Source organism: Streptomyces kebangsaanensis (assembly GCF_001906585.1).
GTDB lineage: Bacteria > Actinomycetota > Actinomycetes > Streptomycetales > Streptomycetaceae > Streptomyces > Streptomyces kebangsaanensis.
The window spans coordinates 218,390-243,390 of record NZ_JUJA01000146.1; the positions used below are offsets into that span (position 1 = coordinate 218,390).

22 protein-coding genes and 1 pseudogene are annotated in these 25,001 nt (G+C 71.7%); 15 read left to right on the forward strand and 8 right to left on the reverse strand.

The features are described 5' to 3' along the window. The first annotated feature begins 197 nt into the window (after positions 1–197). From RH94_RS23330 to RH94_RS44300, 4 genes are all read left to right on the forward strand, one after another. Positions 198–875, forward strand: coding sequence for a response regulator transcription factor (locus RH94_RS23330; protein ID WP_073949600.1), 678 nt, complete (start codon positions 198–200; stop codon positions 873–875). Positions 876–960: 85 nt separating this feature from the next. Further along, the gene (locus RH94_RS23335) at positions 961–2,229 is read left to right on the forward strand and encodes an ATP-binding protein (protein WP_073949601.1); all 1,269 of its coding nucleotides are present in this window, start codon (positions 961–963) and stop codon (positions 2,227–2,229) included. Between the two features lie 124 nt (positions 2,230–2,353). Beyond that, the gene (locus RH94_RS44295; RefSeq protein ID WP_267893390.1) at positions 2,354–2,677 is read left to right on the forward strand and encodes a GNAT family N-acetyltransferase; all 324 of its coding nucleotides are present in this window, start codon (positions 2,354–2,356) and stop codon (positions 2,675–2,677) included. A 27-nt stretch (positions 2,678–2,704) separates the two neighbouring features. Further along, positions 2,705–2,860, forward strand: a complete 156-nt coding sequence (locus tag RH94_RS44300) for a hypothetical protein (RefSeq protein ID WP_234425979.1) — start codon at positions 2,705–2,707, stop codon at positions 2,858–2,860. Here RH94_RS44300 and RH94_RS23345 read toward each other — a convergent pair. Continuing rightward, entirely contained in the window at positions 2,857–3,402 is a 546-nt protein-coding gene (locus tag RH94_RS23345) for a GtrA family protein (RefSeq protein ID WP_073949686.1), read from the reverse strand. The two genes, RH94_RS44300 and RH94_RS23345, sit on opposite strands and share 4 nt — an antisense overlap. A 232-nt stretch (positions 3,403–3,634) precedes the next feature. On the opposite strand from RH94_RS23345, the gene RH94_RS23350 reads away from it, so the two are divergent. From RH94_RS23350 to RH94_RS23360, 3 genes are read left to right on the forward strand one after another with little or no spacing between them, the layout of a single operon-like run. After that, positions 3,635–4,774 carry a 5-(carboxyamino)imidazole ribonucleotide synthase gene (locus RH94_RS23350; protein ID WP_073949602.1) on the forward strand — a complete coding sequence of 380 codons (1,140 nt, stop codon included), beginning with the start codon at positions 3,635–3,637 and terminating at the stop codon, positions 4,772–4,774. After that, positions 4,771–5,310: a 5-(carboxyamino)imidazole ribonucleotide mutase gene (gene purE, locus RH94_RS23355; protein ID WP_073949603.1), complete on the forward strand. Its 540-nt coding sequence runs from the start codon at positions 4,771–4,773 to the stop codon at positions 5,308–5,310. Before RH94_RS23350 ends, purE begins: the two co-directional genes overlap by 4 nt. A 5-nt stretch (positions 5,311–5,315) precedes the next feature. Beyond that, positions 5,316–6,494, forward strand: a complete 1,179-nt coding sequence (locus RH94_RS23360; RefSeq protein WP_073949604.1) for a dipeptidase — start codon at positions 5,316–5,318, stop codon at positions 6,492–6,494. A 203-nt stretch (positions 6,495–6,697) separates the two neighbouring features. Here RH94_RS23360 and RH94_RS23365 read toward each other — a convergent pair whose 3' ends face one another. Continuing rightward, the gene (locus RH94_RS23365; protein ID WP_073949605.1) at positions 6,698–8,041 is read right to left on the reverse strand and encodes a UDP-glucose dehydrogenase family protein; all 1,344 of its coding nucleotides are present in this window, start codon (positions 8,039–8,041) and stop codon (positions 6,698–6,700) included. A gap of 186 nt (positions 8,042–8,227) precedes the next feature. Between RH94_RS23365 and RH94_RS23370 the strand changes: the two genes are divergently transcribed. From RH94_RS23370 to RH94_RS23385, 4 genes and pseudogenes are all read left to right on the forward strand, one after another. Further along, complete coding sequence (locus RH94_RS23370; RefSeq protein ID WP_073949606.1) at positions 8,228–9,385, forward strand: acyl-CoA dehydrogenase; 1,158 nt, start codon at positions 8,228–8,230, stop codon at positions 9,383–9,385. A gap of 64 nt (positions 9,386–9,449) precedes the next feature. Next, positions 9,450–10,307, forward strand: coding sequence for a serine hydrolase domain-containing protein (locus tag RH94_RS23375; RefSeq protein ID WP_267893388.1), 858 nt, complete (start codon positions 9,450–9,452; stop codon positions 10,305–10,307). Between the two features lie 53 nt (positions 10,308–10,360). Then, a pseudogene (locus tag RH94_RS44305) lies at positions 10,361–10,936 on the forward strand (SAM-dependent methyltransferase); the annotation flags it as partial. Positions 10,937–11,091: 155 nt separating this feature from the next. Beyond that, complete coding sequence (locus tag RH94_RS23385; protein WP_073949607.1) at positions 11,092–11,454, forward strand: four-helix bundle copper-binding protein; 363 nt, start codon at positions 11,092–11,094, stop codon at positions 11,452–11,454. Positions 11,455–11,531: 77 nt separating this feature from the next. Here RH94_RS23385 and RH94_RS23390 read toward each other — a convergent pair whose 3' ends face one another. Then, positions 11,532–12,839, reverse strand: a complete 1,308-nt coding sequence (locus RH94_RS23390) for an LCP family protein (protein WP_073949608.1) — start codon at positions 12,837–12,839, stop codon at positions 11,532–11,534. A gap of 118 nt (positions 12,840–12,957) precedes the next feature. Here RH94_RS23390 and RH94_RS23395 point away from each other — a divergent pair, with 118 nt between their 5' ends. Further along, positions 12,958–13,515: an acyl-CoA thioesterase gene (locus tag RH94_RS23395; RefSeq protein ID WP_073949609.1), complete on the forward strand. Its 558-nt coding sequence runs from the start codon at positions 12,958–12,960 to the stop codon at positions 13,513–13,515. 136 nt (positions 13,516–13,651) lie between these two features. Here the strand turns inward: RH94_RS23395 and RH94_RS23400 are convergent, their stop codons facing one another. Next, positions 13,652–15,142, reverse strand: coding sequence for an LCP family protein (locus RH94_RS23400; RefSeq protein WP_073949610.1), 1,491 nt, complete (start codon positions 15,140–15,142; stop codon positions 13,652–13,654). A 127-nt stretch (positions 15,143–15,269) separates the two neighbouring features. On the opposite strand from RH94_RS23400, the gene RH94_RS23405 reads away from it, so the two are divergent. After that, the gene (locus tag RH94_RS23405) at positions 15,270–16,298 is read left to right on the forward strand and encodes a glycosyltransferase family 2 protein (RefSeq protein ID WP_073949611.1); all 1,029 of its coding nucleotides are present in this window, start codon (positions 15,270–15,272) and stop codon (positions 16,296–16,298) included. Positions 16,299–16,348: 50 nt separating this feature from the next. On the opposite strand, the gene RH94_RS23410 is transcribed toward RH94_RS23405, so the two are convergent. From RH94_RS23410 to RH94_RS23420, 3 genes are all read right to left on the reverse strand, one after another. Next, positions 16,349–17,992 carry an LCP family protein gene (locus RH94_RS23410; protein ID WP_073949612.1) on the reverse strand — a complete coding sequence of 548 codons (1,644 nt, stop codon included), beginning with the start codon at positions 17,990–17,992 and terminating at the stop codon, positions 16,349–16,351. Positions 17,993–18,095: 103 nt separating this feature from the next. Beyond that, the gene (locus RH94_RS23415; protein ID WP_073949613.1) at positions 18,096–19,856 is read right to left on the reverse strand and encodes an LCP family protein; all 1,761 of its coding nucleotides are present in this window, start codon (positions 19,854–19,856) and stop codon (positions 18,096–18,098) included. Positions 19,857–20,311: 455 nt separating this feature from the next. Continuing rightward, the gene (locus tag RH94_RS23420; protein WP_073949614.1) at positions 20,312–21,067 is read right to left on the reverse strand and encodes a TIGR03089 family protein; all 756 of its coding nucleotides are present in this window, start codon (positions 21,065–21,067) and stop codon (positions 20,312–20,314) included. A gap of 134 nt (positions 21,068–21,201) precedes the next feature. Between RH94_RS23420 and RH94_RS23425 the strand changes: the two genes are divergently transcribed. Both RH94_RS23425 and manB read left to right on the forward strand, forming a co-directional pair. Then, positions 21,202–22,602: a peptidoglycan recognition protein family protein gene (locus RH94_RS23425; protein WP_073949615.1), complete on the forward strand. Its 1,401-nt coding sequence runs from the start codon at positions 21,202–21,204 to the stop codon at positions 22,600–22,602. A gap of 111 nt (positions 22,603–22,713) precedes the next feature. Further along, positions 22,714–23,796 (forward strand): mannose-1-phosphate guanylyltransferase, encoded by a 1,083-nt coding sequence (gene manB, locus RH94_RS23430; protein WP_073949617.1) that lies wholly within the window; start codon positions 22,714–22,716, stop codon positions 23,794–23,796. A 116-nt stretch (positions 23,797–23,912) separates the two neighbouring features. On the opposite strand, the gene RH94_RS23435 is transcribed toward manB, so the two are convergent. Beyond that, positions 23,913–24,959 carry a DNA-3-methyladenine glycosylase family protein gene (locus RH94_RS23435; protein ID WP_407697344.1) on the reverse strand — a complete coding sequence of 349 codons (1,047 nt, stop codon included), beginning with the start codon at positions 24,957–24,959 and terminating at the stop codon, positions 23,913–23,915. Positions 24,960–25,001 lie beyond the last annotated feature (42 nt).

Consider the following 25,001-nt stretch of genomic DNA (forward strand, 5'->3'; position numbering starts at 1 on the left):
TGAGACGCGGATCACAGGGGACCGGGGAACCCTGCCCGCCCTTTCCAAGGTCCATGTGGAATCCCGTCGAGGATCACACTTCGCGCCTGTTGGTCCGTACCACCGGGCGACCACCGGGCGGGAAGGTAAGAAGTCCGCGCGACGATCACACCGCAGCGCCACCCCGGCAGACGGCGCGGGCGGACTACCATCGGTTCATGACCCGTGTACTGCTCGCCGAGGACGACGCGTCCATCTCGGAGCCGTTGGCCCGCGCCCTGCGCCGGGAAGGTTACGAGGTCGAGGTGCGTGAGGACGGACCCGCCGCGCTCGACGCCGGAACGCAGGGCGGTGTCGACCTGGTCGTGCTGGACCTCGGGCTGCCCGGCATGGACGGTCTGGAGGTCGCCCGCCGGCTGCGCTCCGACGGCCACACGGTGCCCATCCTGATCCTGACCGCGCGCGCCGACGAGGTGGACACCGTCGTCGGCCTCGACGCGGGCGCCGACGACTACGTCACCAAGCCCTTCCGGCTCGCCGAACTGCTCGCCCGCGTCCGGGCCCTGCTGCGGCGCGGCGCCACCGAGCCGCAGCAGCCGCCCGCCACCCACGGTGTGCGCATCGACGTCGAGTCGCACCGCGCCTGGATGGGCGACGATGAGCTGCAGCTCACCGCCAAGGAGTTCGACCTGCTCCGGGTGCTGGTGCGGGACGCGGGGCGGGTCGTCACCCGCGACCAGCTGATGCGCGAGGTCTGGGACACCACCTGGTGGTCGTCGACCAAGACCCTCGACATGCACATCTCCTGGCTGCGCAAGAAGCTCGGCGACGACGCGGCGAACCCCCGCTACATCGCGACCGTACGAGGCGTCGGCTTCCGCTTCGAGAAGAGCTGAGCCCCGCCAGGAGCCGAGCCCCGCCAAAAGCCGAGCCCCCGCCAAGCCGAGCCCCGCCGCCCGGGCCTTCATCAGGTAAGAGGACATGCGCCGTCGACTGATCCAGTCCACGCTCGCCGTGGTGCTCGTCGTGATCGCCGTCTTCGGCCTCTCCCTGGTGATCGTCGAGACCCGCACGATCAGCAACAGCGCCCAGGAGCGGGTCGACTCCGAGGCGGTCAGGCTGGCCAGCATCGTCGACAGCCGGCTGCTCGGCTCGGAGACCGTCAACGCCGAGGTCCTGCGCGACCAGGTGGCCGACGGCCAGTACGCCGTGATCGGCATCCCCGGGCAGCGGCCCATCCAGGTCGGGGCCAAACCGTCCGGCGACGTGATCCACTCCACGGCCACGGGGGAGCAGGGCGAGACCGTCCGGGTGGAGGAGCCCCGCTCCTCGGTGACCCGCGAGGTCGGCCGCACGCTGCTGATCATCGGCCTGGTCGCGCTGCTCGCGGTGGTGGCCGCGGTCCTGCTCGCGGTCCGCCAGGCCAACCGGCTCGCCTCCCCGCTGACCGACCTCGCCGAGACCGCCGAACGCCTCGGCTCCGGCGACCCGCGCCCCCGCCACAAGCGCTACGGCGTCCCCGAGCTGGACCGGGTCGCGGACGTGCTCGACGCCTCCGCCGAGCGCATCGCCCGGATGCTGACCGCCGAGCGGCGCCTGGCCGCCGACGCCTCCCACCAGCTGCGTACACCGCTGACCGCGCTGTCCATGCGCCTGGAGGAGATCACCCTCACCGACGACCCGGACACGGTGAAGGAGGAGGCGAACGTCGCCCTCACCCAGGTCGAGCGGCTGACCGACGTGGTGGACCGCCTGCTGACCAACGCCCGAGACCCGCGCACCGGCTCCGCCGTCTCCTTCGACCTCGACGAGGTCATCCAGCAGCAGATCGCCGAGTGGCGCCCCGCCTACCGCAGCGCCGGCCGCGCCATCGTCAGCTCCGGCAAGCGGCACCTGCACGCCGTGGGCACGCCGGGCGCGGTCGCCCAGGTGCTGGCCGCGCTGATCGAGAACTCCCTCATGCACGGCGGCGGCACGGTCGCGCTGCGCACCCGGGTGACCGGCAACCAGGCGGTCGTGGAGGTCACCGACGAGGGCACCGGCGTCCCCGCCGACCTGGGGGCCCGCATCTTCGAGCGCACGATCAGCGGCCGCAACTCCACGGGCATCGGCCTAGCCGTCGCCCGCGACCTCGCCGAGGCCGACGGCGGCCGTCTGGAGCTCCTCCAGGCCCAGCCCCCGGTCTTCGGCCTGTTCCTCTCCCGCACGGCCCTGAAGAAGTCGGCGGAGCAGCAGCCGACGGTACGCTGACCCGCGCGGAGGGACGAGGGCGGAAGGCGCGGGCGGAGGACCCCTCGCGCACCGGCGACGAACGGGGGACGGCATGAGCGAGCACACTTCGGCCGACGAGTAGCTGACGACCGCCCGGCCGTCCCTGCGACGCCCGACGGAGGACGACGTCGACGCCATCCGCGCGATCCACAGCGACCCCGCCGCGTGCGCCCACCATCCCTCCGACGCCCTTGCCGAGCGGTCCGGGGCCGAGCGGCTCCACCGGCGCTGGGACGACCGGTGGCGGCGCCACGGCTACGGATACCGGGTGGTCCGGCAGCACGGCGCGGCCCGCGCGCTGGGCTTCTGCGGGGTCAGGCCCATGGACCTGGCGGGCCTGCGGATCCTCAACCTCTTCTACCGCTTCGCCCCCGCCGCCTGGGGCCGGGGCCTGGCCGGTGAGGCCGCGACGGCGGTCGTGACCTGAGCGGGCCGGCGGGAGCCGGGGCTCCCCGTGGTCGCCCGGATCCGTCCGGCCAACACCGCCTCCCAGCGCGTGGCGCTCCGGGCCGGCCTGGCCCGGGCCGCACACCTCGACGGCCCCGGGGAGGACGGCCTCGACTGGATCTTCGCCACGAACCTCCCCGGAAGCGGGGGCGGGAGCCGCTAGCGGTAGGCCCGGGACCGCGGCCCCTCCGGCTCGGTCTGCAGGAACGACTCCGCGTCCGCCACGGCGTCCCGGGCCGGCAGGGTGCGGAACACCCAGGTGCGGTAGGACCAGAAGCGGAACAGGGTGGCGATGCCGATGCCGAGGAACTTGAAGAAGTTGTTCTGCAGCGGGCTGTCCCAGCCGAAACCGTACGTCGCCAGGTACAGCACGCCGTTCTCGATCACCAGGCCGACCGCGCTGAACAGCAGGAACAGGGTCATTTCCCTGGTGCGGCCGCTCCTGTCGCGGTCCCGGTAGGTGAAGTAGCGGAAGCCTATGTAGTTGAAGACGATCGCGACGACCGTGGCGATGACACTCGCGCGCACCACCTGCAGACCGGTCACCTGCCGTACCAGGTTGAACACGAGCAGGTTGACGAGGAGTCCCGCTCCGCCCACCGCACCGAACTTGGCGACCTCGCGCCACAATCGGTCCACGCGCCTGCGCAGCGCGCCGCGGGGCGCCGGGGGCGCCGGTTGAAGCCCTGAGGAACCATGGCCCATGGTCGTGCAGGCCCCCGTCTCGGTCGGTGTCGTCGACTCCGCCATGCTAACCAGCGCTCCGGGCCCGCGCCCGTGGACGGGCTTCCGGCCGGGGAAGCAGGTCGGAAAGAGCCCTGGAAATGGCAGGAAAGGGCTGCCGGGACGACCGGCGGGAGCGCCGGTGCGCAGGTCGGTGCGGACCCCGGCGGGCGCGGGATCCGGCCGGGGCGGCGCGGCCGATACCCTTGGGGGCGTGACATTCCCGGTTGTCGGCATGGTCGGCGGTGGCCAGCTCGCTCGTATGACGCACGAGGCGGGCATTCCGCTGGGCATCAGGTTCAAGCTCCTCAGTGACACTCCCCAGGACTCCGCGGCCCAGGTCGTGAGCGACGTAGTCGTCGGCGACTACCGCGACCTGGAGACGCTGCGCGCGTTCGCGCGGGGCTGCGACGTGATCACCTTCGATCACGAACACGTCCCCACCGAGCATCTGCGCGCCCTGGAGGCGGACGGCATCCCCGTGCGCCCCGGCCCCGACGCGCTCGTGCACGCCCAGGACAAGGGCGTGATGCGCGCGAAGCTCGACGCGCTCGGCGTGCCCTGCCCGCGGCACCGGATCGTGAGCGATCCGCAGGACGTGGCCGCGTTCGCCGCAGAAGGGGACGGTTTCCCCGTCGTCCTCAAGACCGTCCGCGGCGGCTACGACGGCAAGGGCGTGTGGCTGGTGAACTCCGCCGAGGAGGCCGCCGAGCCGTTCCGCGCCGGCGTGCCCGTCCTCGCCGAGGAGAAGGTCGACTTCGTCCGGGAGCTGGCCGCCAACGTCGTACGCTCCCCGCACGGCCAGGCCGTGGCCTATCCGGTGGTGGAGTCCCGCCAGGTGAACGGCGTGTGCGACACGGTCGTCGCGCCCGCCCCCGACCTGGACGAGGACCTCGCCCTGCGGGCCGAGGAGATGGCGCTGCGCATCGCCAAGGAACTCGGCGTCGTCGGCCACCTCGCCGTCGAGCTGTTCCAGACCCGCGACGGCCGCGTCCTCGTCAACGAGCTGGCGATGCGCCCGCACAACTCCGGCCACTGGTCCATGGACGGCGCGATCACCTCCCAGTTCGCCAACCACGTCCGCGCGGTCCTCGACCTGCCGCTGGGCGACCCCCGCCCGCGCGCGAAGTGGACGGTCATGGTGAACGTCCTGGGCGGCGACTTCCCCGACATGTACTCCGCGTACCTGCACTGCATGGCCCGCGACCCCCAGCTGAAGATCCACATGTACGGCAAGGACGTGAAGCCCGGCCGCAAGGTCGGCCACGTCAATACCTACGGCGACGATCTGGACGACGTGCTGGAGCGCGCCCGTCACGCAGCTGGCTACCTGAGAGGCACCATCACCGAATGAGCCAGAGCAGCCCTGTCGTGGGCATCGTCATGGGATCGGACTCCGACTGGCCCGTCATGGAGGCCGCCGCCGAGGCGCTCGACGAGTTCGAGATCGCCTACGAGGTCGACGTCGTCTCCGCGCACCGCATGCCGCGCGAGATGATCGCGTACGGCGAACAGGCGGCCGAGCGCGGACTGAAGGCGATCATCGCGGGTGCGGGCGGCGCCGCCCACCTGCCCGGCATGCTCGCCTCCGTCACCCCGCTGCCGGTGATCGGCGTGCCCGTCCCGCTGAAGTACCTGGACGGCATGGACTCGCTGCTGTCGATCGTGCAGATGCCGGCCGGGGTGCCCGTGGCGACCGTGTCCGTCGGCGGTGCCCGCAACGCCGGTCTGCTCGCCGCCCGGATGCTCGCCGCGCACGACGGGGAACTGCTCGGCCGGATGCGGGAGTTCCAGCAGGAACTCAACGAACAGGCCACCGAGAAGGGCAAGCGGCTGCGCGCCAAGGTCGAGGGCGCGGCCGGCGGCTTCGGCTTCAACTCCGGGAAGTGAAACCGATGACGGCGCTGGAGGAAGCCCGGGAGCTGCTGCGCGAGTTCCCGGTCGTCGACGGCCACAACGACCTGCCCTGGGCGCTGCGCGAACAGGTCCGCTACGACCTCGACGCCCGCGACATCGCCACGGACCAGGGCGCCCATCTGCACACCGACATCCCGCGCCTGCGCGAGGGCGGCGTCGGCGCCCAGTTCTGGTCGGTGTACGTCCGCGCGGACCTGCCCGACGCGGTCCCGGCGACGCTGGAGCAGATCGACTGCGTACGGCAGCTGATCGCACGCCACCCGGCCGACCTGGCCCCCGCGCTGACGGCCGCCGACATGGAGGCGGCGCGGGAGCAGGGCCGTATCGCCTCGCTCATGGGCGCCGAGGGCGGCCACTCCATCGCCGGCTCCCTCGGCACGCTCCGGGGGCTGTACGCGCTCGGCGTGCGCTACCTGACCCTCACCCACAACGACAACGTGCCGTGGGCGGACTCGGCGACGGACGAGCCGGGCGTGGGCGGCCTGTCGGCCTTCGGCCGCGAGGTGGTCCGCGAGATGAACCGCCTGGGCATGCTGGTCGACCTCTCCCACGTGGCCGCCACGACCATGCGGGACGCGCTGGACGCCACCGGCGCGCCGGTGATCTTCTCCCACTCCTCCGCGCGGGCCGTGTGCGACCACCCCCGCAACATCCCGGACGACGTGCTGGAGCGGCTGCCCGCCAACGGCGGGGTGGCGATGGTGACGTTCGTCCCGAAGTTCGTCCTCCAGGCCGCTGTCGACTGGACGACCGCGGCCGACGAGCACCTGCGCGCCCACGGCTTCCACCACCTCGACACCACCGCCGAGGCGATGAGGGTCCACCGCGCCTTCGAGGAGTCGAACCCGCGCCCCGTCGCCACCGCGGCCACGGTCGCCGACCACCTCGACCACATGCGCGAGGTCGCCGGCATCGACCACCTCGGCATCGGCGGCGACTACGACGGCACGGCCTTCACCCCCGACGGCCTCAGGGACGTCTCCGGTTACCCGAACCTGATCGCGGAACTCCTGGACCGCGGCTGGTCGAAAACCGACCTGGCCAAGCTGACCTGGCAGAACGCGGTACGGGTCCTGGGCGCCGCCGAGGACGTCGCCCGCGACCTGCAGGCCACGCGCGGCCCCTCCAACGCGACGATCGAGGCACTGGACGGGTGAGATCCGGTACCGGAGACCGGCCGGCCGGCGCCGCTGGTGCTCCCGGGTGCGCGGTGCGCGCGAAGACGCGGCGCCACCGGGCGGAAAAGGTGTGATCCACGGGGGTTCCCTCCGCGTGCCCCGGCCCGGTGGTGCAGAATGCGTGAGGACGCCGGTTCGGCCGACTGAGCCTCGGCCGAACCGGCGTCCTCCGTCACGTCCCGCTACGCGGTCGGACGCCCCATCGCCCGGTACGACCACCCGGCCCGGCGCCACCGCTCCGGGTCCAGCGCGTTGCGCCCGTCCAGGATCACCCGGGCCGCCACGGCCTCGCCCAGCTCCGCCGGGTCCAGCTCGCGGAACTCCCGCCACTCGGTCAGGTGCAGCACCACGTCCGCGCCCCGCACGGCCTCCAGCGCGCTGCCGGCGTACCCGAGCGTGGGGAACACCCGCCGGGCGTTGTCCATGCCCTTGGGGTCGTACACCGTCACCTGGCCGCCCTGCAGGTGGATCTGCCCGGCGACGTTGAGCGCGGGGGAGTCCCGCACGTCGTCCGAGTCCGGCTTGAACGTGGCGCCGAGCACCGCGACCCGCCTGCCCAGGAACGGACCGCCGCCCAGCGCCTGCCGGGCCAGCTCCACCATCTGCCCGCGCTGGCGCATGTTGATCGAGTCGATCTCGCGCAGGAACGTCAGCGCCTGGTCGGCGCCCAGCTCACCCGCGCGTGCCATGAACGCCCGGATGTCCTTGGGCAGGCAGCCGCCGCCGAAGCCGATCCCGGCACGCAGGAACTTCTTCCCGATCCGGTCGTCGTGCCCGATCGCCTCGGCCAGCTTCGCGACGTCGCCGCCGGCGGCCTCGCACACCTCGGCCATGGCGTTGATGAAGGAGATCTTCGTGGCGAGGAAGGAGTTCGCGGCGGTCTTCACCAGCTCCGCGGTCGGGAAGTCGGTGACCACGAAGGGGGAGCCCTCGGCGATGGGTGTGGCGTACACCTCGCGCAGCAGCTTCTCCGCCCGCTCGCTGCGCACGCCGACCACGATCCGGTCCGGGCGCAGCGTGTCCTGCACGGCGAAGCCCTCGCGCAGGAACTCCGGGTTCCAGGCCAGCTCCGCGTCCTCGCCCGCGGGCGCGAGCTCGGCGATCGTACGGGCCAGGCGGTCCGCGGAGCCGACGGGCACCGTCGACTTGCCGACGACCAGGGCGGGGCCGGTCAGGTGCGGGGCGAGGGAGGTGATCGCGGCGTCGACGTAACTCATGTCACAGGCGTACTCGCCGTGCTTCTGCGGAGTGTTCACGCAGACGAAGTGGACGTCGCCGAACGCGGCCACCTCCGCGAAGTCCGTCGTGAACCGCAGTCGGCCGGTCGAGCCCTCGATCCCGGCCACGTGCCGGCGCAGCAGTTCCTGAAGACCGGGCTCGTACATCGGGACCTCGCCCCGGCGCAGCGTCTCGATCTTCTCCGCGACGACGTCCAGCCCCAGCACCTCGAAACCGAGTTCGGCCATGGCCGCGGCGTGTGTCGCGCCGAGATAGCCGGTGCCGATCACGGTGATCTTGAGGCTCATGGGTGCTCCAGGAGGGACGATGGACATGCGGTGCCCGAGCATATCGGGGGCATGCGCGCGGCCATCGCCGGGCAATGTTCTCGCTGTCGCCAAACTCACGTATCACCGAGCGTGGGCGGGCCTCTAAAATTTGAGTTACTTAACGGTAGTTAGCGTCAGTGTGCGTCTTCTTTGGAGTGAGAGACCTTGGCCGGATCGGCTGACTTCGACCTGTACCGCCCGTCCGAGGAGCACGACATGCTCCGCGACGCCGTCCGCTCGCTGGCCGAGGCGAAGATCGCGCCGTACGCCGCCGAGGTGGACGAGGAGGCCCGCTTCCCGCAGGAGGCCCTGGACGCGCTGGTCGCGAACGACCTGCACGCCGTGCACGTACCCGAGGAGTACGGCGGCGCGGGCGCGGACGCCCTCGCGACGGTCATCGTGATCGAGGAGGTCGCGCGGGTCTGCGCGTCCTCGTCCCTGATCCCCGCGGTGAACAAGCTGGGCTCGCTCCCGGTGATCCTCTCCGGCTCCGAGGAGCTGAAGAAGAAGTACCTGGGCCCGCTCGCCAAGGGCCACGCGATGTTCTCGTACTGCCTCTCCGAGCCCGACGCGGGCTCCGACGCGGCCGGCATGAAGACCAAGGCGGTCCGCGACGGCGACACCTACGTCCTCAACGGCGTCAAGCGCTGGATCACCAACGCCGGCGTCTCGGAGTACTACACGGTGATGGCCGTCACCGACCCCGAGAAGCGCTCCAGGGGAATCTCCGCCTTCGTCGTCGAGAAGTCGGACCCGGGCGTCTCCTTCGGAGCCCCCGAGAAGAAGCTCGGCATCAAGGGCTCGCCCACCCGCGAGGTGTACCTCGACAACGTCCGCATCCCGGCGGACCGGATGATCGGCGCCGAGGGCACCGGCTTCGCCACCGCGATGCGCACCCTGGACCACACCCGCATCACCATCGCCGCCCAGGCCCTCGGCATCGCCCAGGGCGCCCTCGACTACGCCAAGGGCTACGTCAAGGAGCGCAAGCAGTTCGGCAAGCCGATCTTCGACTTCCAGGGCGTCCAGTTCATGCTCGCCGACATGGCCATGAAGATCGAGGCCGCCCGCCAGCTGACCTACGCGGCCGCGGCCAAGTCCGAGCGGGGCGACGCCGATCTCACCTTCCAGGGCGCCGCCGCCAAGTGCTTCGCCTCCGACGTCGCCATGGAGGTCACCACGGACGCCGTCCAGCTCCTCGGCGGCTACGGCTACACCCGCGACTACCCGGTGGAACGCATGATGCGCGACGCCAAGATCACCCAGGTGTACGAAGGGACCAACCAGATCCAGCGGATCGTCATGGCCCGCAACCTGCCGTAACGGCAGGCCGGCAACGGGAGGGTGCCCAGGAGCTGGGCACCCTCGTGGGGCGACGAGGGTGTTCGTGCGGCGGGGTGTGCCGTTGTGTGTGCTGGGGTCGGGGCGGGAGGTCCGGGCGGAGAACGGGCATGACGGCGAGCGGTTCGTCGAGATCAGGTCGCTGACCAAGACGCTCACCGGGACCGCGCTGGTGCGGATGGCCCAGGCGGGTCTCCTCGGCGTGGACGACCCGGTGCGGCGCTGGCTGCCCGCCGCGCCCGGGACGGGCATCACCTTGCGGCATCTGATGGAGCACACCTCGGGGCTGCCCAGGCTCCCTCCGGAGGTGCCGGGGCGCGGCAAGGATCCGTACGCGGGGTTCGGCCCGGAGCGGTTGAGGCGGCTTGTCGGGCGGCTCGATGAGATCGTCGAGCATCCCGCGGGCCGGGAGACCGTCTACTCGAACCTCGGATACGCCGTGCTCGGGGCCGCGCTCGAGGAGGCGGCCGGGGAGCCGTATCCGGTACTGCTGCGCGCTCATGTTCTTGAACCGCTGGGCCTGGCCGACGAGGTGACGGCCGATCCGCCCGCCGACCGACTGCTCACCGCCCGCGGGTGGTTCGGGCGGACGCGGGCGCCGTGGACCATGAGCGGAGCGATCCTGCCGGCGGGTGGGCTCTGGGCGACTCCCCGGGCGGTCGGCGACCTGGTCGTCCGGCTGCTGGTGGAGCGCAGACTGGGTGAGCCGGCCGCCTCCTGGCAGCGGGTGGGCCGACTGCGGTGGCACAACGGCGCGACCCGCGACGCGTCGGTGTTCGCGGGGGCCTTCGACGACACCGGCGACTGGGTGGTGGTGCACCGGATCGGCGGGAGACCGCGAACCACGGACCGGCTCGGCGCCCGACTGCTCATGCGGGAACGCCCACGGAAGCCGCCGAGTTGAACAAGTGCCCGGCGCGGAAAGGGGCTTGGGGCCAGGTTGGGGGTGCGTGTCCGAAGTTCCCGGCCATCGGCACCGGGCCGCCGACCGCGGACAACACCCACGAGGTCGCCCAGCATGTGGACCCGTCCAGCCGGATCGTCCACGTCGACAACGACCCCCTGGTGCTCGTCCACGCCAACGCCCTGCTCACCAGCGCCCCCGAGGGGGTCACGGCCTACGTCGACGCGGATGTGCGCGACCCCGGGGCGATCCTGCGACAGGCCGCCGGGACGCCGGACTTCGGCCGGCCGGTCGCCATCACCATGCTGGGCATCCTGAACTTCGTCATGGACACCGACGACACGGTCTCCGTCGTGCGCCGGCTGATGGACGCCGTACCCTCCGGCAGTCATCTGGTCGTCTCGCACCCGACCACGGAGGTCGACGGCGAGGTGATGACGCAGGCGGTGGAGTACTGGAACAGCCAGGGCTCGGCATCGACGAGCCTGCGCAGCCGCGCCGAACTCGTGCGCTTCCTCGACGGGGTCGACGTCCTCCTGCCCGGCGTCGTCTCCTGCTCGCGCCGGCGTCCCGACGAGGCGGAGGCGGAGGCCGTCGACGTCACCCACTTCGGTGGCGTCGGCCGGAAGCGGTGGACCGCAGGCCGCGAGCAGGGAACCGGGGCAGTACGCCGGACGGGTGTAGCGGGGCCCTGTCCGTCCGGATGGCGCCGGGCCGGGAGCGGGCGTACGACGGAAGGGAACGGGGACCGTGTCGAGGTCCCTTCGTCCCCCCAGGAGGAGCCATGACCCAGCCCGGAACCATGACCCCCATGAGCAAGGAGATGCAGGACTGCGTCCAGGCGTGCATGTCGTGCTACACCGTCTGCGAGGAGGCCATGAGCTCCTGCATGCACATGGGCGGCCAGCCGCAGATGCAGATCATGCGCGCGATCATGGACTGCTCGGAGATGACCCGCATGTGCGCGGACATGATCATGCGCCGCTCGCCGCTGGCGGCGGAGATGTGTGCGATGTGCGCCAAGGCCTGCGACATGTGCGCGGAGGCGTGTATGTCCATGCCCGACGACAAGATGATGATGCGCTGTGCGGAGGCGTGTCGCCGCTGCGCGGAGATGTGCCGCACGATGGCGGGCGCCAGGATGTGACCTGAGCCCGGCGGTACGGCCGGAGCCCCGCGGTCACCGGAGTACGGGCACCGCGGGGCTCTTCGTGACGGGGCCGGTCAGTTGCCGGTGACGGTGACCTTCTGGTCGTTCTTCAGCTCGTCCACCAGTGTCCTGACCTTCGCCTTGTCCCAGACGAGGTTGCCGCCCGTGGAGCCGGAGATCGGCATGTTCATGGAGGTTCCGTCGCCGCTGTTGACGTTCTTCATCGCCCAGAACATGGAGGCCAGGTTCCACAGGCTCATGTCCTTGTCGACGATCAGGGAGTCCAGGCCCGCGCTCATGGTCGGGTACAGCTTGAACGGGTTCATGACCGTCGAGGGGGTGGCCACCTGGTGGGACAGCGCGGCCAGGAACTTCTGCTGGTTCTTGGTGCGGTCCAGGTCGGAGCCGGCCAGCGCGTACCGGGTGCGGACGAAGGCGAGGGCCTCCTGTCCGTCCAGGGTCTGCTTGCCCTTCTTGAGGTCCGCGCCGGATTTGGTGTCCTTGATGTCCTGCGGGATGTCGATCTCGACGCCGCCGACCGCGTCCACGATGTTCGCGAAGCCGGCGAAGCCGATCTCCACGTAGTGGTCGATGTGCAGGCCGGTGTTGAACTCGACCGTGCGGACCAGCAGTTCGGGCCCGTCCTCGGCGTACGCGGCGTTGAGCTTCACCTGCCGGCCCGTGGCCGGGTAGGTCTTGCCGGAGTCGGATCCCTTGAACGACGGGATCTCCACGTTCGAGTCCCGGGGCAGGGAGATCAGGGTGGGGCCGTTGCTGCCGGTGTGCAGGATCATCATCGAGTCCGTGCGCTTGCCCTCGGCCGACCCGGTGTGCAGGCTCTTCTTCTGCTCGTCGGACAGCCCGGCCCGGCTGTCGGAGCCGACGATGAGGTAGTTGGTGCCCTTGCCGGTCTCCGGCCGGTCGATGACCTTGGACAGGTCGACCTCGCGGTTGAGCTTGGAGTCGGCCCAGAAGTACGTCGCGACGGTGGTCACCAGGAACACGGTGACCAGGGTTATCGCGGTCAGCTTGATGCGGCGGCCCCAGTTCGGCGCGGGGCGGGACCCGTGCGCGTATCCGCCGCCCGGCCCGCCGGGGCCGCCGGCCTGCCTGCCGTAGACATGGCCGGTGTTGTACCCGCTGCCGTACCCGTGGTCGCCGCCGGGGGCGTCGTAGCCCCCGCCGTCGACGTACGACGGCTGCTGCGGGACTCCGTACGGCGGTGCCGAGGGGCCGCCCGGGCCTCCGTGCCCGGCGGGTGCCGGGCCGCCGCGCCGCACCTGACGCATCACACGCGCGCCCTCCGGCCGTGCGCCGGCACTGCCGCGTCCGTACCGGGGGCCGCGGTTGTCGCCGGACCATCCCTCGGGCCAATCATTCATGCGCCCCAGTGTGCAGGGCACGGCGGTGCGCCTGACAGGGGCGTCGAAGAATAAGGTCGCCGCTGTTGCCAAGCTGACACAAATTTCCCGGGCCCCGCCGCGGCATAAGGTGGAGGCCATGACAGACCAGGCCCCCACCATGGAATCCGAAATTACGGATATACCGGGCAAGCCGACCTCGGCGTCCCGGACCACCCTGAGCCACATCATGACCCACAACGACACCAACCTGCTGGGGACGGTGCACGGCGGGGTGATCATGAAGCTGGTCGACGACGCGGCGGGCGCGGTGGCCGGCCGGCACAGCGGCGGGCCCGCGGTCACCGCGTCCATGGACGAGATGGTGTTCCTCGAACCGGTCCGGGTCGGTGACCTCCTCCACGTGAAGGCCCAGGTCAACTGGACCGGCCGGACCTCCATGGAGGTCGGCGTGCGGATCCTGGCCGAGCGCTGGAACGAGTCCACGTCGCCCACCCAGGTCGGCTCGGCCTACCTGGTCTTCACCGCCGTGGACGCCGACGGCAAGCCGCGCCGGGTACCGCCGGTCATGCCGGAGACCGACCGGGACAGGCGCCGCTACCAGGAGGCCCAGATCCGCCGCACCCACCGCCTGGCCCGCCGCCGCGCCATCAGGGAACTGCGGGAGAGGCGGGCGGCGGAGGGCTACGAGGACTGAGGACCGGGGCCGACGCCACCGGGTACCGTCATGGTTCCCACCGCCGGCCGCGCACGGTCCCGTCGTACCTGCCGTCGGCCGCGCACGGTCCCGTCGTACCGGCCGCCGGCCGCGCACCGCCTCGCCGCTCCCGCCGTCAGCCGCACGTCACCTCGTCGCCCTTCACCACCGCGGTGGCCGCCTGGGCCGGGTTCTCCGCGCGGACCTCGCGCACCTGGTGGTGGTCGCCGCCCACGATCACCCTGAGTGTGGCGCCCTGCCCCGGCACCGGACGCAGCTCGCTGCCCGGTAGGGCGGCGGCGAGCGACTTCGCCGAGCGGTCCCAGCGGGGGTCGTAGAGCACCACGGTCCGGCGGACGCCGCGCTCCTTGGCGTCCAGAGGCGCCTTGGTCGTGAGGAAACCGGCCGCCGTCAGCTCCGTGTCCACCCGCCGGCCGAGCCCGGTCGTGTCGGTGCCGTTCTCCACCTGGACGCGGATCTGCTGCGGGGCGACCTCGACGGGCACGGGGAGGTTCGGCCGGCGGGGCTTGTGCGCGGCCAGCGGCCGGTCCTCGCGCAGCGCCTGGAAGAGCTGGTCGGCCCTGGCCCGGTCCCACTTCACGGTGGAGCCGATGCCCTTGACCGGGTAGGCCGTCTGCGCGATCGGGACGGTGGTGAACTCCGAGGAGGAGGGGGAGAAGTTCCGCATCGCCCGCCCGAGGTCCAGCAGCTCGTCGGTGTGGAAGCCCTTGTCCGCCCGGACCGAGCCCAGCACGGCCACGGCCACGTCCCGGAACCTGATGGGGTTCAGCAGCACCCGGGAGGAGGTCGCCCGTTCGATCAGGGCGGCCAGGAAGCGCTGCTGGCGCTTCATCCGGCCCAGGTCGCTCGCCCCGTCGATGTGCCGGGAGCGGACGTACTGCAGGGCCTGGCCGCCGGAGAGCGTGTGCGTGCCGGCGGCCAGGTCCAGGCCGGTGTAGCCGTCCTTCATCGGTTCGGCGGTGCAGATCCGCACCCCGCCGACCACGTCCACGGTCCGCATGAAGGTGGTGAAGTCCACCTCCAGGTAGTGGTCGATCTTCAGGTTGGTCATGTTCTCGACCGTGCGCACGGTCAGGTTGGGCCCGCCCTCCGCGTACGCCGCGTTGAGCTTGACCGGGTGCGGGCCGTGCCGCCGCCCGGTGTTCCGGTCGACGTGCTCGGGCAGTTCGGCGTAGGAGTCCCGGGGCAGGCTCACCACGCTGGCCCGCTCCCGGTCCTGTGACAGGTGCACGATCATCATCGTGTCGGTGCAGTTGCAGGGCCGGCCGCCCAGCCGGTACTGGCGCCGTTCCTGCTCGCTGATCCTGTCCCGGCCGTCGGTGCCGACCAGCAGCACGTTCATGCCGTGGCCGGCCGGCGGGCGGTTCTTCATGTCCTTGAAGGGGTCGACCCGGGCGATGTCCGCGTCCAGGCTGGAGACCACCGCGTGTCCGATCCCGGCGGAGGCGAGCACCACCACCGACAGCGTGGTCGCCGCCCGCATGGCCCAGCGTGGTCTGCGGCGCGGTACGGGCGCGTACGGCACGCGGGCCGGCCTCGCCGGACCGGCGGCCTGTCGCGGGGCGCGCTGCGACCGCGGGCGCGGCCGGTACTGCGTGCTGGACATGGGGGACACCTCCGCTGATGGCGTGGGTGGGCGCCGTGTGCACCGTAGGGGCATACGATCGGCTGATCGGCGCAGCGGCACCCGCGGCGCGCACCGGTGTCCCCCGTTCGCGGTAACGTGAGCACCGATGAACGCCAAGCCCGACGTGCGGCTCCCCGCCGTTTCTGTGATCATGCCCGTTCTCAACGAGGAGCGGCACCTGCGCGGAGCCGTGGAAGCGATCCTCGCGCAGGAGTACGACGGCGAGATGGAGGTCGTGATCGCCCTCGGTCCCTCCGCGGACCGCACGGACGAGATCGCCGCCGAGCTCGTACGCGAAGACCCGCGCGTGCACACGGTCCCCAACCCCACCGGCCGCACCCCCGCCGCGCTCAACGCCGCGATCAAGGCATCCCGCCATCCGATCGTGGTCCGCGTCGACGGCCACGGGATGCTCTCGCCGAACTACATAGCCACGGCCGTACGGCTGCTGGAGGAGACCGGCGCGCAGAACGTCGGCGGCATCATGCACGCCGAGGGCGAGAACGACTGGGAGCACGCGGTGGCCGCCGCGATGACCTCGAGGATCGGGGTGGGCAACGCGGCCTTCCACACCGGCGGCCAGGCCGGCCCCGCGGAGACCGTGTACCTGGGGGTGTTCCGGCGCGAGGCACTGGAGCGACAGGGCGGCTACAACGAGGAGTTCATCCGCGCCCAGGACTGGGAGCTGAACTTCCGCATCCGCGAGGCGGGCGGCCTGATCTGGTTCTCGCCCGAGCTGCGCGTCTCCTACCGGCCCCGCCCGAGTGTGAGGGCGCTGGCCAAGCAGTACAAGGACTACGGCCGTTGGCGGCACGTCGTCGCCCGCTACCACGAGGGCTCCATCAACCTGCGCTACCTCGCCCCGCCGACCGCGGTGTGCGCCATCGCGGCCGGGATCGTGGTGGGCGCGGCCCTGACCCCCTGGGGCCTCGTGGTCCCCGGCGGCTACCTGGCGGCGATCGCCGCCGGCTCGGTGCCCGCGGGCAAGGGCCTTCCCCTGAAGGCCCGGCTGCGCATCCCGGTCGCCCTCGCCACCATGCACATGTCCTGGGGCTGGGGCTTCCTGACGAGCCCGAAGTCGCTGGCGAGGAAGGTCATCGCCGCGCGGAGGCCGGCGGTCGTCACCGCCGACTGAGCGGTTCGACCCGGTGGGCCCCTCTCCTCAGGAGAGGGGCCCACGCGCGTCTACCAGCGGTAGGGCGCGTACACGTCCATGCACTGGCTCTCGTCCGAGCCGTTGATGGCGTCGGAGGTGCTGGGCAGGTCGCCGGCCTTCGGCGTGGACTCCTTCGGATAGGTGGCCCCGGTGCGCCAGTCGGCGCCGACGACGACGGTGACACCGGAGACGTCGGTCGACCTCTTGACCGAACTCATCGGGATTCCCAGGGCCTTGGCGACGCCCTGCGCGTCGCCCTCCATGTCGGCGCTCGGGTAGCGCACGAGCGTCTCCGGCTCGGACAGCGCCGCCGAGGTGTCGGCCGACGCCCTGGTGAAGCCCTTCTGCCGCAGCTCCTGGCCGACCGCGTCGGCCCGGCCGTTGACCGGGGCCTGCGTGGAGCTCCGGGTGGCGTTCTGCACCACCACGCCCAGCCGGTCGGCCGCGACCGAGGGAGCCGCGGTGGCCTCGTCCTCGTCCGGCGTCTTCGCCTCCCGCGTGGGGCCGTTGTCGTCGAAGGGCACGTCCTCGCGGAGCATCTTCCACATCTTCGCGGCGTCGGCGCCGTCCGGGACCACGTGGTTGCGGTTCTGGAAATCTTCGACCCAGGGCATCGTCGTCATGGTGATGCGGTCGGTGGGGACCGTCTTGAGCTGCATGGCCAGGTCGTACAGCTTCTTGACGGTGCCGATCTCCTCGGAGACCTTCAGCGACTTCGTGCCGGCCTCCGCCAGGCCCATCAGCCTGCCGGTGTCGGTGAAGACGTTCTGGCTCCGCAGCGTGCGGATCATCGAGTTCATGTACATGTGCTGGGCCCTGGCCCGCAGCAGGTCGCTGCCCCAGGCGTGCCGGGTGCGCAGCCACTGCAGGGCCTGCTCGCCCTTGACCTTGTGCTTGCCGGCCGTCAGTTTCAGGCCCGAGCCGCCGCGCTGGGTCGCCAGTGAGCGGTCCCACACGTTCTGGTTCACGCAGACCTCGACACCGCCGATGGCGTCCGCCATGTGCACCACACCCGCGAAGTCGATCGTCATCCAGTGGTCGATGTAGACACCGGTGAGGTTCTCCCAGGTGGCGAGTGTGCAGCCGGGGCCGCCGCGGGCCAGCGACTCGTTGATGATGGTGTTGGCCGGCGGGTAGACCTTGCCGGTGTCGGGGTCGGTGCACTTGGGGATGTCGACCCGGGTGTCGCGGGGGATGCTGACCACGGCGGCGCTCTCGCGGTCGGCCGACAGGTGGATGAGCATCTGCACGTCGCCCAGTGGGGGGTTGTCGCGGTTGTTCCTGCCGCCGCCCAGGGCGACGTTCGCGTCGGAGCTACGGCTGTCGGAGCCGATCAGCAGGATGTTCAGGGGCGTCTGGCCGGCCGAGTTCGGCCTCGTCCTCTCCGCCTTGGAATCGCCGCTGCTGCGCTGGCCCTTGCGTATGTTGCCGTTCAGGTGCTGGTAGTAGAGGTACCCGGCGCCGGCCGTGGTGAGTATGACCAGCGAGAGCGCCGTGGCCGACCAGCGCAGTGCGCGCCTCCTGGGACGCCTGCCGGCGACGTCGCGCCCCTTGCCGCTGCCTTTTCCTCCGCCGCGCGGGCCGTGGCCGCCCGCCGCGCTGTCCTTCCGCGCGGCGAGAGCCGTCGTGTCCTCGACCGCAGGCTCCTCCCCGCGCAGACTGCTCTGCGTCAACTCCCCGTCCTCCCCACCCTGGTGTGCCATGGAACAGGCCTGTCGTGCGCCGTGTTAGACGCATGACAGGCCCATAAGGTGGCGTGGTGCGCTCAACCGGATTTCAACTGGCGCACTCGACCTTGTCCGCCGTGGACTTCTCCTTGATCTCCGGTGGCTTCGTCGGCGCGACGAGCGGCACACCCGCGCCCTTGAAGTCCTTGCCCAGGGTCAGTGTCATCGTCGGCAGGCCCTGGGAGTTGGTCACGCTCTCGCCCAGCTTCAGCGCCGAGCCGGGAAGTCCCATGAGCGCGGCGAGTTTACGCGCCTGCGGCGCCTGGTCGGCGTCGTACTCGAGGGTGGTCTTGCTGAGTTTCCGAGGTGCGTTGCCCTCGTTCTCCGATTTGGACACGCCCTGGGTGGTCTGCAGCCAGACAAGGGTGTCCTGCGCGGCACCGGAGACGGCTCCGCCGTTGAGGATCCGGACCCGGACTTCGGAGGCCTCGGACTGGGTGCCCTTGAGACGGGCGGCCTCGGCGTTCTTGGCGGCCTTCTCCTTTTTCTTCACCTGGGTGAAGGAGACGTCGTTCGCGATGGCGTCGAAGACCGGGCGGGCATCGGTCGGATGCAGGACGACCGTCGCCTTGACCGTTTCGGCCGGGTTGTCGATGACCGGGACCGTCAGGAAGGTGATGTTCTTCGTCGGCACCTTCTTCAGCTCCAGCGCCACGTCCTTGAGCGTGCTGACCTTGCCGATGCCGGTGTCGACGGTCAGCGCCTTGGTGGCGGCGTCGGCCAGGTCGTACAGCTTGGCCGGGTCGGTGAGCGTGTCGCCGGAGGCCATCTGGCGCATCAGCGAGCTGAGGAACTGCTGCTGCACCTTGATGCGGTCCAGGTCGCCCTTGTTTCCCCAGGCTTTCCGGGCGCGGACGAAGGCCAGGGCCTGTTCGCCCTCGACCTTGGACGGGCCGGCGGGCAGGTCCAGGCGTGAGTCCTTGTCCTTCACCGCGTTCTTGAGGCACACGTCGACTCCGCCGACCGCCGTCGTCAGTGTCTTGACCGCGTTGAAGTCGGCCATCATGAAGTGGTCGGGCACGATGCCGGTGGCCGCTTTGACCGTGAGCATCGCGCAGCCCGGGTCGCGGCCGTCCTGGCCGAGGCTCACGTTGAAGCGGGTGTGGTCCGTTCCCGGGACGATCTTCGTGGTGCCGTCGGGCTGCTTGGTCGGGCAGTCCGGGATGTCCACGATCAGGTCGCGCGGGATGCTCAGCGCGGTGGCGTTCGTGCGGTCCTTGGAGACGTGCAGCAGGACGTTGGTGTCGGCGTGGCCCGGGCTGCCCTTGTCGCCGTAGCCCTCGTTGCCCTTGCCGGTGCGCTTGTCGGTGCCGATGATCAGTATGTTGAAGGCCTCGTCCTTGCTGAAGTTGGCCTTGGCCGCGCCGCCCACGTCGGTGGTGGTGACGTTGCCCTCGAGGTGCTTGAGGACCAGGTAGCCGGCCGTGCAGACGCCGACCAGGACGAACGCCATGGTGCCGCCGGTCCACAGCAGGATCTTCTTGGCCTTCGGCTTCTTCTTCTCCGGCCGGCGTCCCCGCCGCCCGGGCAGCGGCTCCTCGGGTGGTGCGCCGCGGCGGCGGCGCGGGCCGGGCACCGCACGGGCGGGGGTGTCGGTCTCACTCGCCTGCTGCCGCCCGGGCGTCGCGCCGCGGCCTTCCGCCGCACCGTCGCCGCCCGCGCCGGGCGATGCGGGCCGGCGGGGTCCCGGAATCGGCGACTGCGGAGCGGAAGGGCCCAGTCGCAGTTCGTATTCGCCGGTGTTCGGATTGAGCACCCATTGGTCTGCGGGATCGATGTTGTCCGCCCGCCCACGGCCTTGCGCGTCCACGGTTGTCCCAATCCTCCGTCGGGGCCACGCGGCGCCTCGCTCCCCCAAGGCGCTCAGGTCTGCTTCACGGTGCTCGACCCCAGGAAGACCTCGCGGTCGGCAGCACCGGATCGCTCACACTATCCGGCTGGTTCGGCGTCGAGCGACGCCCGTGACACATTCCACTTCCCTACAAGTGGGCAATCCGCCCATTTCCTTGGACAAAAGTTCGCCTCCGGCCGTGACTTTACCCGCGGAAGACCTTCGTCGTGGTGTGCTGTGGCGGAACGCCGGGTGGGTGAGGGTATGCATCCGGGGTTCCCGGCCCGGCCGCCCTCGCCGTGTGCACCGTCAAATGCCTACTGAACGTAGCCGCTCGACTGCGCGGGAGAATCCTCGTCGTCCGCGGGGAATTCGAATCGCCGGAAGGTGAATTGGCGCCGTTTGTTCCCGAATCCCGCGGTGCTTCCGCCGTATCACCTCGCCGTCGCCGTGACCCGTTCCGATTCGATGCGCTTGGCGAGTGCGTCCTCGGAGAGGTGGTCGAGGTTGCGGCACAGGACGACGGAGGCGCCGACGGCGAGGGGGGCGTACAGGCCCGAGCTGAGGCCCTCCCAGGTGTCGTACGGCAGCGCGGACAGCAGCCGGGAGCCGGGGCCCGTCAGGTCCAGGGCGGGGGCGTCGGCGCGGGCGCGTTCCACGACCTCCGCCGCCGAGTACTCGGCCCCGGCCACGATCAGGGCCGGCTCGTCCGGGTCGACCGGCGCGAAGGGTGCGAACATGTCGCCCTGCCCCGGCACCTCGACGGCGTAGTCCGCGAAGCCCTCCGGCGGCTGCGGGAACCGCCCGCCCAGCGGCCGCAGCGCCAGCGCCACCCGCTCCCCGGAGCAGGCCCGCGCCGCGTCCAGCGTGTCCGGGCCGCTGACCACGACGTCCGCGGCCCCCGGATTCCCGCCGAGGTCCGCGACCGCGCCCACCGACGCGCACGCCAGCAGCCACACCGCCGTCTGCCAGTGCGCCGGCAGCAGCAGCGCGACCCGGTCGCCGGGTTCGGCGGCGAGGTCCCCCTGGAGGAGATTCGCGGTCTTGGCCACCCAATTGGCGAAGGTGGCCACGGACAGTTCGACGCGTTCGCCCGTGGCGTCGTCGTAGAAGGTCACCAGTGGGCGTCCGGGGTCCGCGGCGAGCGCGGAACGCAGCAGGTCGGCGGGGGTGCGTTCGGTGGCGTTCACCCGCGCAAGCGTACGCGGCGCCGCGCCCGCGCACCGTGCGGCGGGGCCATGTGCGGGGGGAGGGGTGCGCCACCGGTTCGGCCCAATGGTGGCCGACGGCCCGTCAATTCCTCAATGGACAGAATTGTGTGATTATGTCCAAGATCAGGGGCATGCGTCGATATGGATTTCTGGCGTCCTCGATCGGTGTCACCTGCACGGCCGCCCTCGCCCTCGCGCCGGGTCTTCCCGCCGCCGCGGCCATGACGGGACCGGCGTCGGCCACCGGGCCGTCGGCCGTCCCCGGCAGCACCCAGTCCCTGCCCCTCCTCCCGCTCACCCGCGACCGTGCCCGTGGCGCCGCCCTCGGACAGGGCCTGCGCCGCACGGACGTCCACCACTTCTCGCTGGTCGGTCTCATCTGGGACGACCCGGACACCGAGCTGCACGGCAGCGTCCGGATCCGTACGCGCGCCACCGCCACCGGCACCTGGTCCGACTGGCAGGACATCGACACCCACAACGCCGACCACGGAGCCGACCCCGGCACGGCCGAGCGCACCTCCGGGCTCGTGCACGGCGCCACCGCACCGCTGTGGGTGGGTGAGTCCGACGGCGTCGACGTACGCGTGCGCGTGGACACCGGGGACCGCGGCGGGGGTGCCGTCGCCGGCCCGTCGGTCACGCTGCCCTCCAGCCTGCGCCTCGAACTCGTCGACCCGGGCGACGAGCCCCCGCCGCAGGGGCCTCGGGCCGACGCCTCGCGCACCGGCGAGCTGAGCGAGGAAGCCGCCGCGGCCTCCGCGGCCAACGCCCCGCTCGCCCCGCTCGGCGCCACCGAGATCCCCGCGCTCGACCACGAGGACACCGAGCGCGAGCTGCTCGCCCTGCGCGGCGGCGAACTCTCCCCGCGCGACGGCGAACTGGCGGGACGCCAACGCGCCAAGCCGTACATCGGTCCGCGCCCGCGCATCGTCACGCGCCGCGGCTGGGGCGCGGACGAGTCGTTGCGCGGCCGGGGGGTCGTCTATTCCAAGGAGGTCAGGGCGGCGTTCGTCCACCACACCTCCTCGGGCAACAACTACAGCTGCGCGCAGGCCCCGTCGGTCATCCGCGGCATCTACCGCTACCACGTCAAGAGCATGGGCTGGCGCGACATCGGCTACAACTTCCTCGCCGACAAGTGCGGCAACCTCTACGAGGGCCGCGCCGGTGGTGCGGCGAGGGCGGTGCTGGGCGCCCACACCCTGGGGTTCAACACCAACAGCGCGGGGATCGCCGTCATCGGCTCCTACGGCAAGTCCGAGCCGTCCGCTGCCGCCGTCACGGCCGTGGCGCGGCTGACGGCGTGGAAGCTCGGTCTGTACGGGATGAATCCACGCGGAAAGACATACCTGACGTCCGGCGGTGGCAACCTCTACCAAAAAGGAAAGAGCGTACGCCTGAACGTGATCTCCGGCCACCGGGACGGCTTCTCGACCGACTGCCCCGGCCTGCGGCTCTACGGCAAGCTCGGCGCGGCCCGCTCGTCGGCGGCGCGCTACCAGGGCCGCTGAGGGGGGGCCGGACGGATCGGACAGAGGCCCACGAGGCTGCACGAGCGCGTCTGCATACACTGGCCGGCCGAGGACTGATCGGCCGGTCCCGGCAGGAAGCAGAGACGACAGGTGACAGAAGCGATCCTTCTGGTCGGCGGCAAGGGCACCCGGCTGCGCCCGCTCACGGTGCACACCCCCAAGCCCATGGTGCGGGCGGCGGGCGTGCCGTTCCTCACGCACCAGCTGGCGCGGGCGAAGGCGGCGGGCGTCGAGCACATCGTGCTCGCCACCTCCTATCTGGCCGAGGTCTTCGAGCCGTACTTCGGCGACGGCTCCTCACTCGGACTCCACCTCGAGTACGCCACGGAGGAGGAGCCCCTGGGCACGGGCGGTGCCCTCCGCAACGTCGCCCCGCGCCTGCGCTCCGGCCCCGACGAGCCGGTCCTGGTCTTCAACGGCGACATCCTCACCGGGCTGGACATCGGGGCGCTGGTGCGCACGCACGAGGAGACGGGCGCGGACGTCTCCCTGCACCTGACGAAGGTGACGGACCCCCGTGCCTACGGCCTGGTCCCGACGGACGGCACGGGCCGCGTCCTGGCCTTCCTGGAGAAGCCGCAGACCCCCGAGGAGATCGTCACCGACCAGATCAACGCGGGGGCGTACGTCTTCCGCCGCTCGGTCATCGACACCATCCCGCAGGATCGCCCGGTGTCGGTGGAGCGCGAGACCTTCCCCGGCCTGCTGGCGGCGGGCGCCCATCTGCAGGGCATGGTCGACTCCACCTACTGGCTGGACCTCGGCACCCCCGCCGCCTTCGTCCGCGGCTCCGCCGACCTGGTCCTCGGCCGCGCCCCCTCCCCGGCGGTCCCCGGCCGCTGCGGCGACCGCCTGGTCCTGCCCACGGCCGTCGTCGCCCCCGACGCCAAGCTGACCGGCGGCACGGTGGTCGGCGAGGGCGCGTTCGTCGCCGAGGGCGCGCGGGTCTTCGGCAGTACGATCCTGCCCGGCGCCGTCATAGAGCCCGGCGCCGTCATCACCGACTCCCTCATCGGCACCCACGCCCGCGTCGGCACCCGCTCCGTCCTCACCGGCACCGTCATCGGCGACGGCGCGGTGGTGGGCGCCGACAACGAACTGAGGGAGGGCGCGAGAGTCTGGTGCGACGCCCACATCCCGGCGGGCGCGGTGAGATTCTCCTCGGACCGGTAGGCGACCGCGGGCAGTCGTGCCGCCGTGGCTGCGCCCACCCCCGCTCGGCCGCAGCCCGGGGCAACCCGCCGACCCCGGTCAGCCGCCCCAGCCACACACCTCGACCGCCGCCCGCCTCAAAGCCGCCCGATATCCCCTCTCGGCATCCGCGGCCCCCGCCGGCCCGGCACCCGCCCGCTCAACAGAATCAGCCGAGCGGCCCGATGCCGCTGCCCCGCGTACGGCTCGAGCAGACGCAGCATCTCCGCGTCATCGGCCTCCCGGTTCCCCGCCAGCGCGAATCCCACGATCCCCGGCAGATGCAGGTCCCCGACCGTCACCGCATCCGCCGCCCCATGACTGCGCTGCACGGTCTCCGCCGACGTCCACGGCCCGATCCCGGACACCAGTTCCAGCCGTTCCCGCGCCACCGCCGGAGGCATTCGCACCGCCTCCTCCAGCCGCGCGGCGACCCGCACCGCCCGCAGCACCGTCGACGCCCGCTTGTCGTCGACCCCGGCCCGGTGCCACTCCCACGACGGAATCAGCGCCCAGGTCCGCGGCGCCGGCATGACGTACATCCGCCCGGGCGCGGGCCCCGGTGCGGGTTCCCCGTACTTCCGTACGAGCACCCGCCACGCGGCGTACGCCTCGACCGTCGTCACCTTCTGTTCCAGGATCGACGGGATCAACGACTCCAGCACCAGCCCGGTCCGCGTCAGCCGCAATCCCGGCCGCCGGTGCCGCGTCAGCGCCAGCAGCCGGTGTCGCGGCGTGAACAAGGACGGGTCGTCGGCGGCCCCGAGCAACTCGGGCAGCTGCTCCAGCAGCCACTCGGCCCCCGGCCCCCACGCCTCCCCGCGCACCTGCCCGTCGCGCGCGGACACCCGCAGCGTCCCGGGCCCGAGCGGCGTCCGGCCGGCCCGCCACACCGAGCCGTCGGGCATCGCCCGGAACGCGGGATCACCCGGCCCCCGCCGCAGCGGCCCGAGCACCAGCCCCAGGTCCAGCGGTCCGTCCGGCGCCCACGTCCGCACCCGTCCCGGCACGGCGGCCTGCCGCGGCACACCCGCGGACGCGCCCCCGGGCGTGCCGACCTGCCCACCGCGCACGGGCATGGGGGCACCTCCCACGCCGTCAAGGCTGTGGGGGAGGGTGGGCCGCGGAGCGAAGCGTCCTGCCACGAAGGGGCTCCAGAGGGCCGAAGGTACCGAAGAAGCTCTACG

Coding starts and splice junctions, on each gene's coding strand:
- RH94_RS23330 (WP_073949600.1), top strand. CDS start 198: ATGACCCGTGTACTGCTCGCCGAGGACGACGCGTCCATCTCGGAGCCG.
- RH94_RS23335 (WP_073949601.1), top strand. CDS start 961: ATGCGCCGTCGACTGATCCAGTCCACGCTCGCCGTGGTGCTCGTCGTG.
- RH94_RS23345 (WP_073949686.1), bottom strand. CDS start 3,402: ATGGGCCATGGTTCCTCAGGGCTTCAACCGGCGCCCCCGGCGCCCCGC.
- purE (WP_073949603.1), top strand. CDS start 4,771: ATGAGCCAGAGCAGCCCTGTCGTGGGCATCGTCATGGGATCGGACTCC.
- RH94_RS23360 (WP_073949604.1), top strand. CDS start 5,316: ATGACGGCGCTGGAGGAAGCCCGGGAGCTGCTGCGCGAGTTCCCGGTC.
- RH94_RS23365 (WP_073949605.1), bottom strand. CDS start 8,041: ATGAGCCTCAAGATCACCGTGATCGGCACCGGCTATCTCGGCGCGACA.
- RH94_RS23385 (WP_073949607.1), top strand. CDS start 11,092: ATGACCCAGCCCGGAACCATGACCCCCATGAGCAAGGAGATGCAGGAC.
- RH94_RS23390 (WP_073949608.1), bottom strand. CDS start 12,839: ATGAATGATTGGCCCGAGGGATGGTCCGGCGACAACCGCGGCCCCCGG.
- RH94_RS23395 (WP_073949609.1), top strand. CDS start 12,958: ATGACAGACCAGGCCCCCACCATGGAATCCGAAATTACGGATATACCG.
- RH94_RS23400 (WP_073949610.1), bottom strand. CDS start 15,142: ATGTCCAGCACGCAGTACCGGCCGCGCCCGCGGTCGCAGCGCGCCCCG.
- RH94_RS23405 (WP_073949611.1), top strand. CDS start 15,270: ATGAACGCCAAGCCCGACGTGCGGCTCCCCGCCGTTTCTGTGATCATG.
- RH94_RS23425 (WP_073949615.1), top strand. CDS start 21,202: ATGTCCAAGATCAGGGGCATGCGTCGATATGGATTTCTGGCGTCCTCG.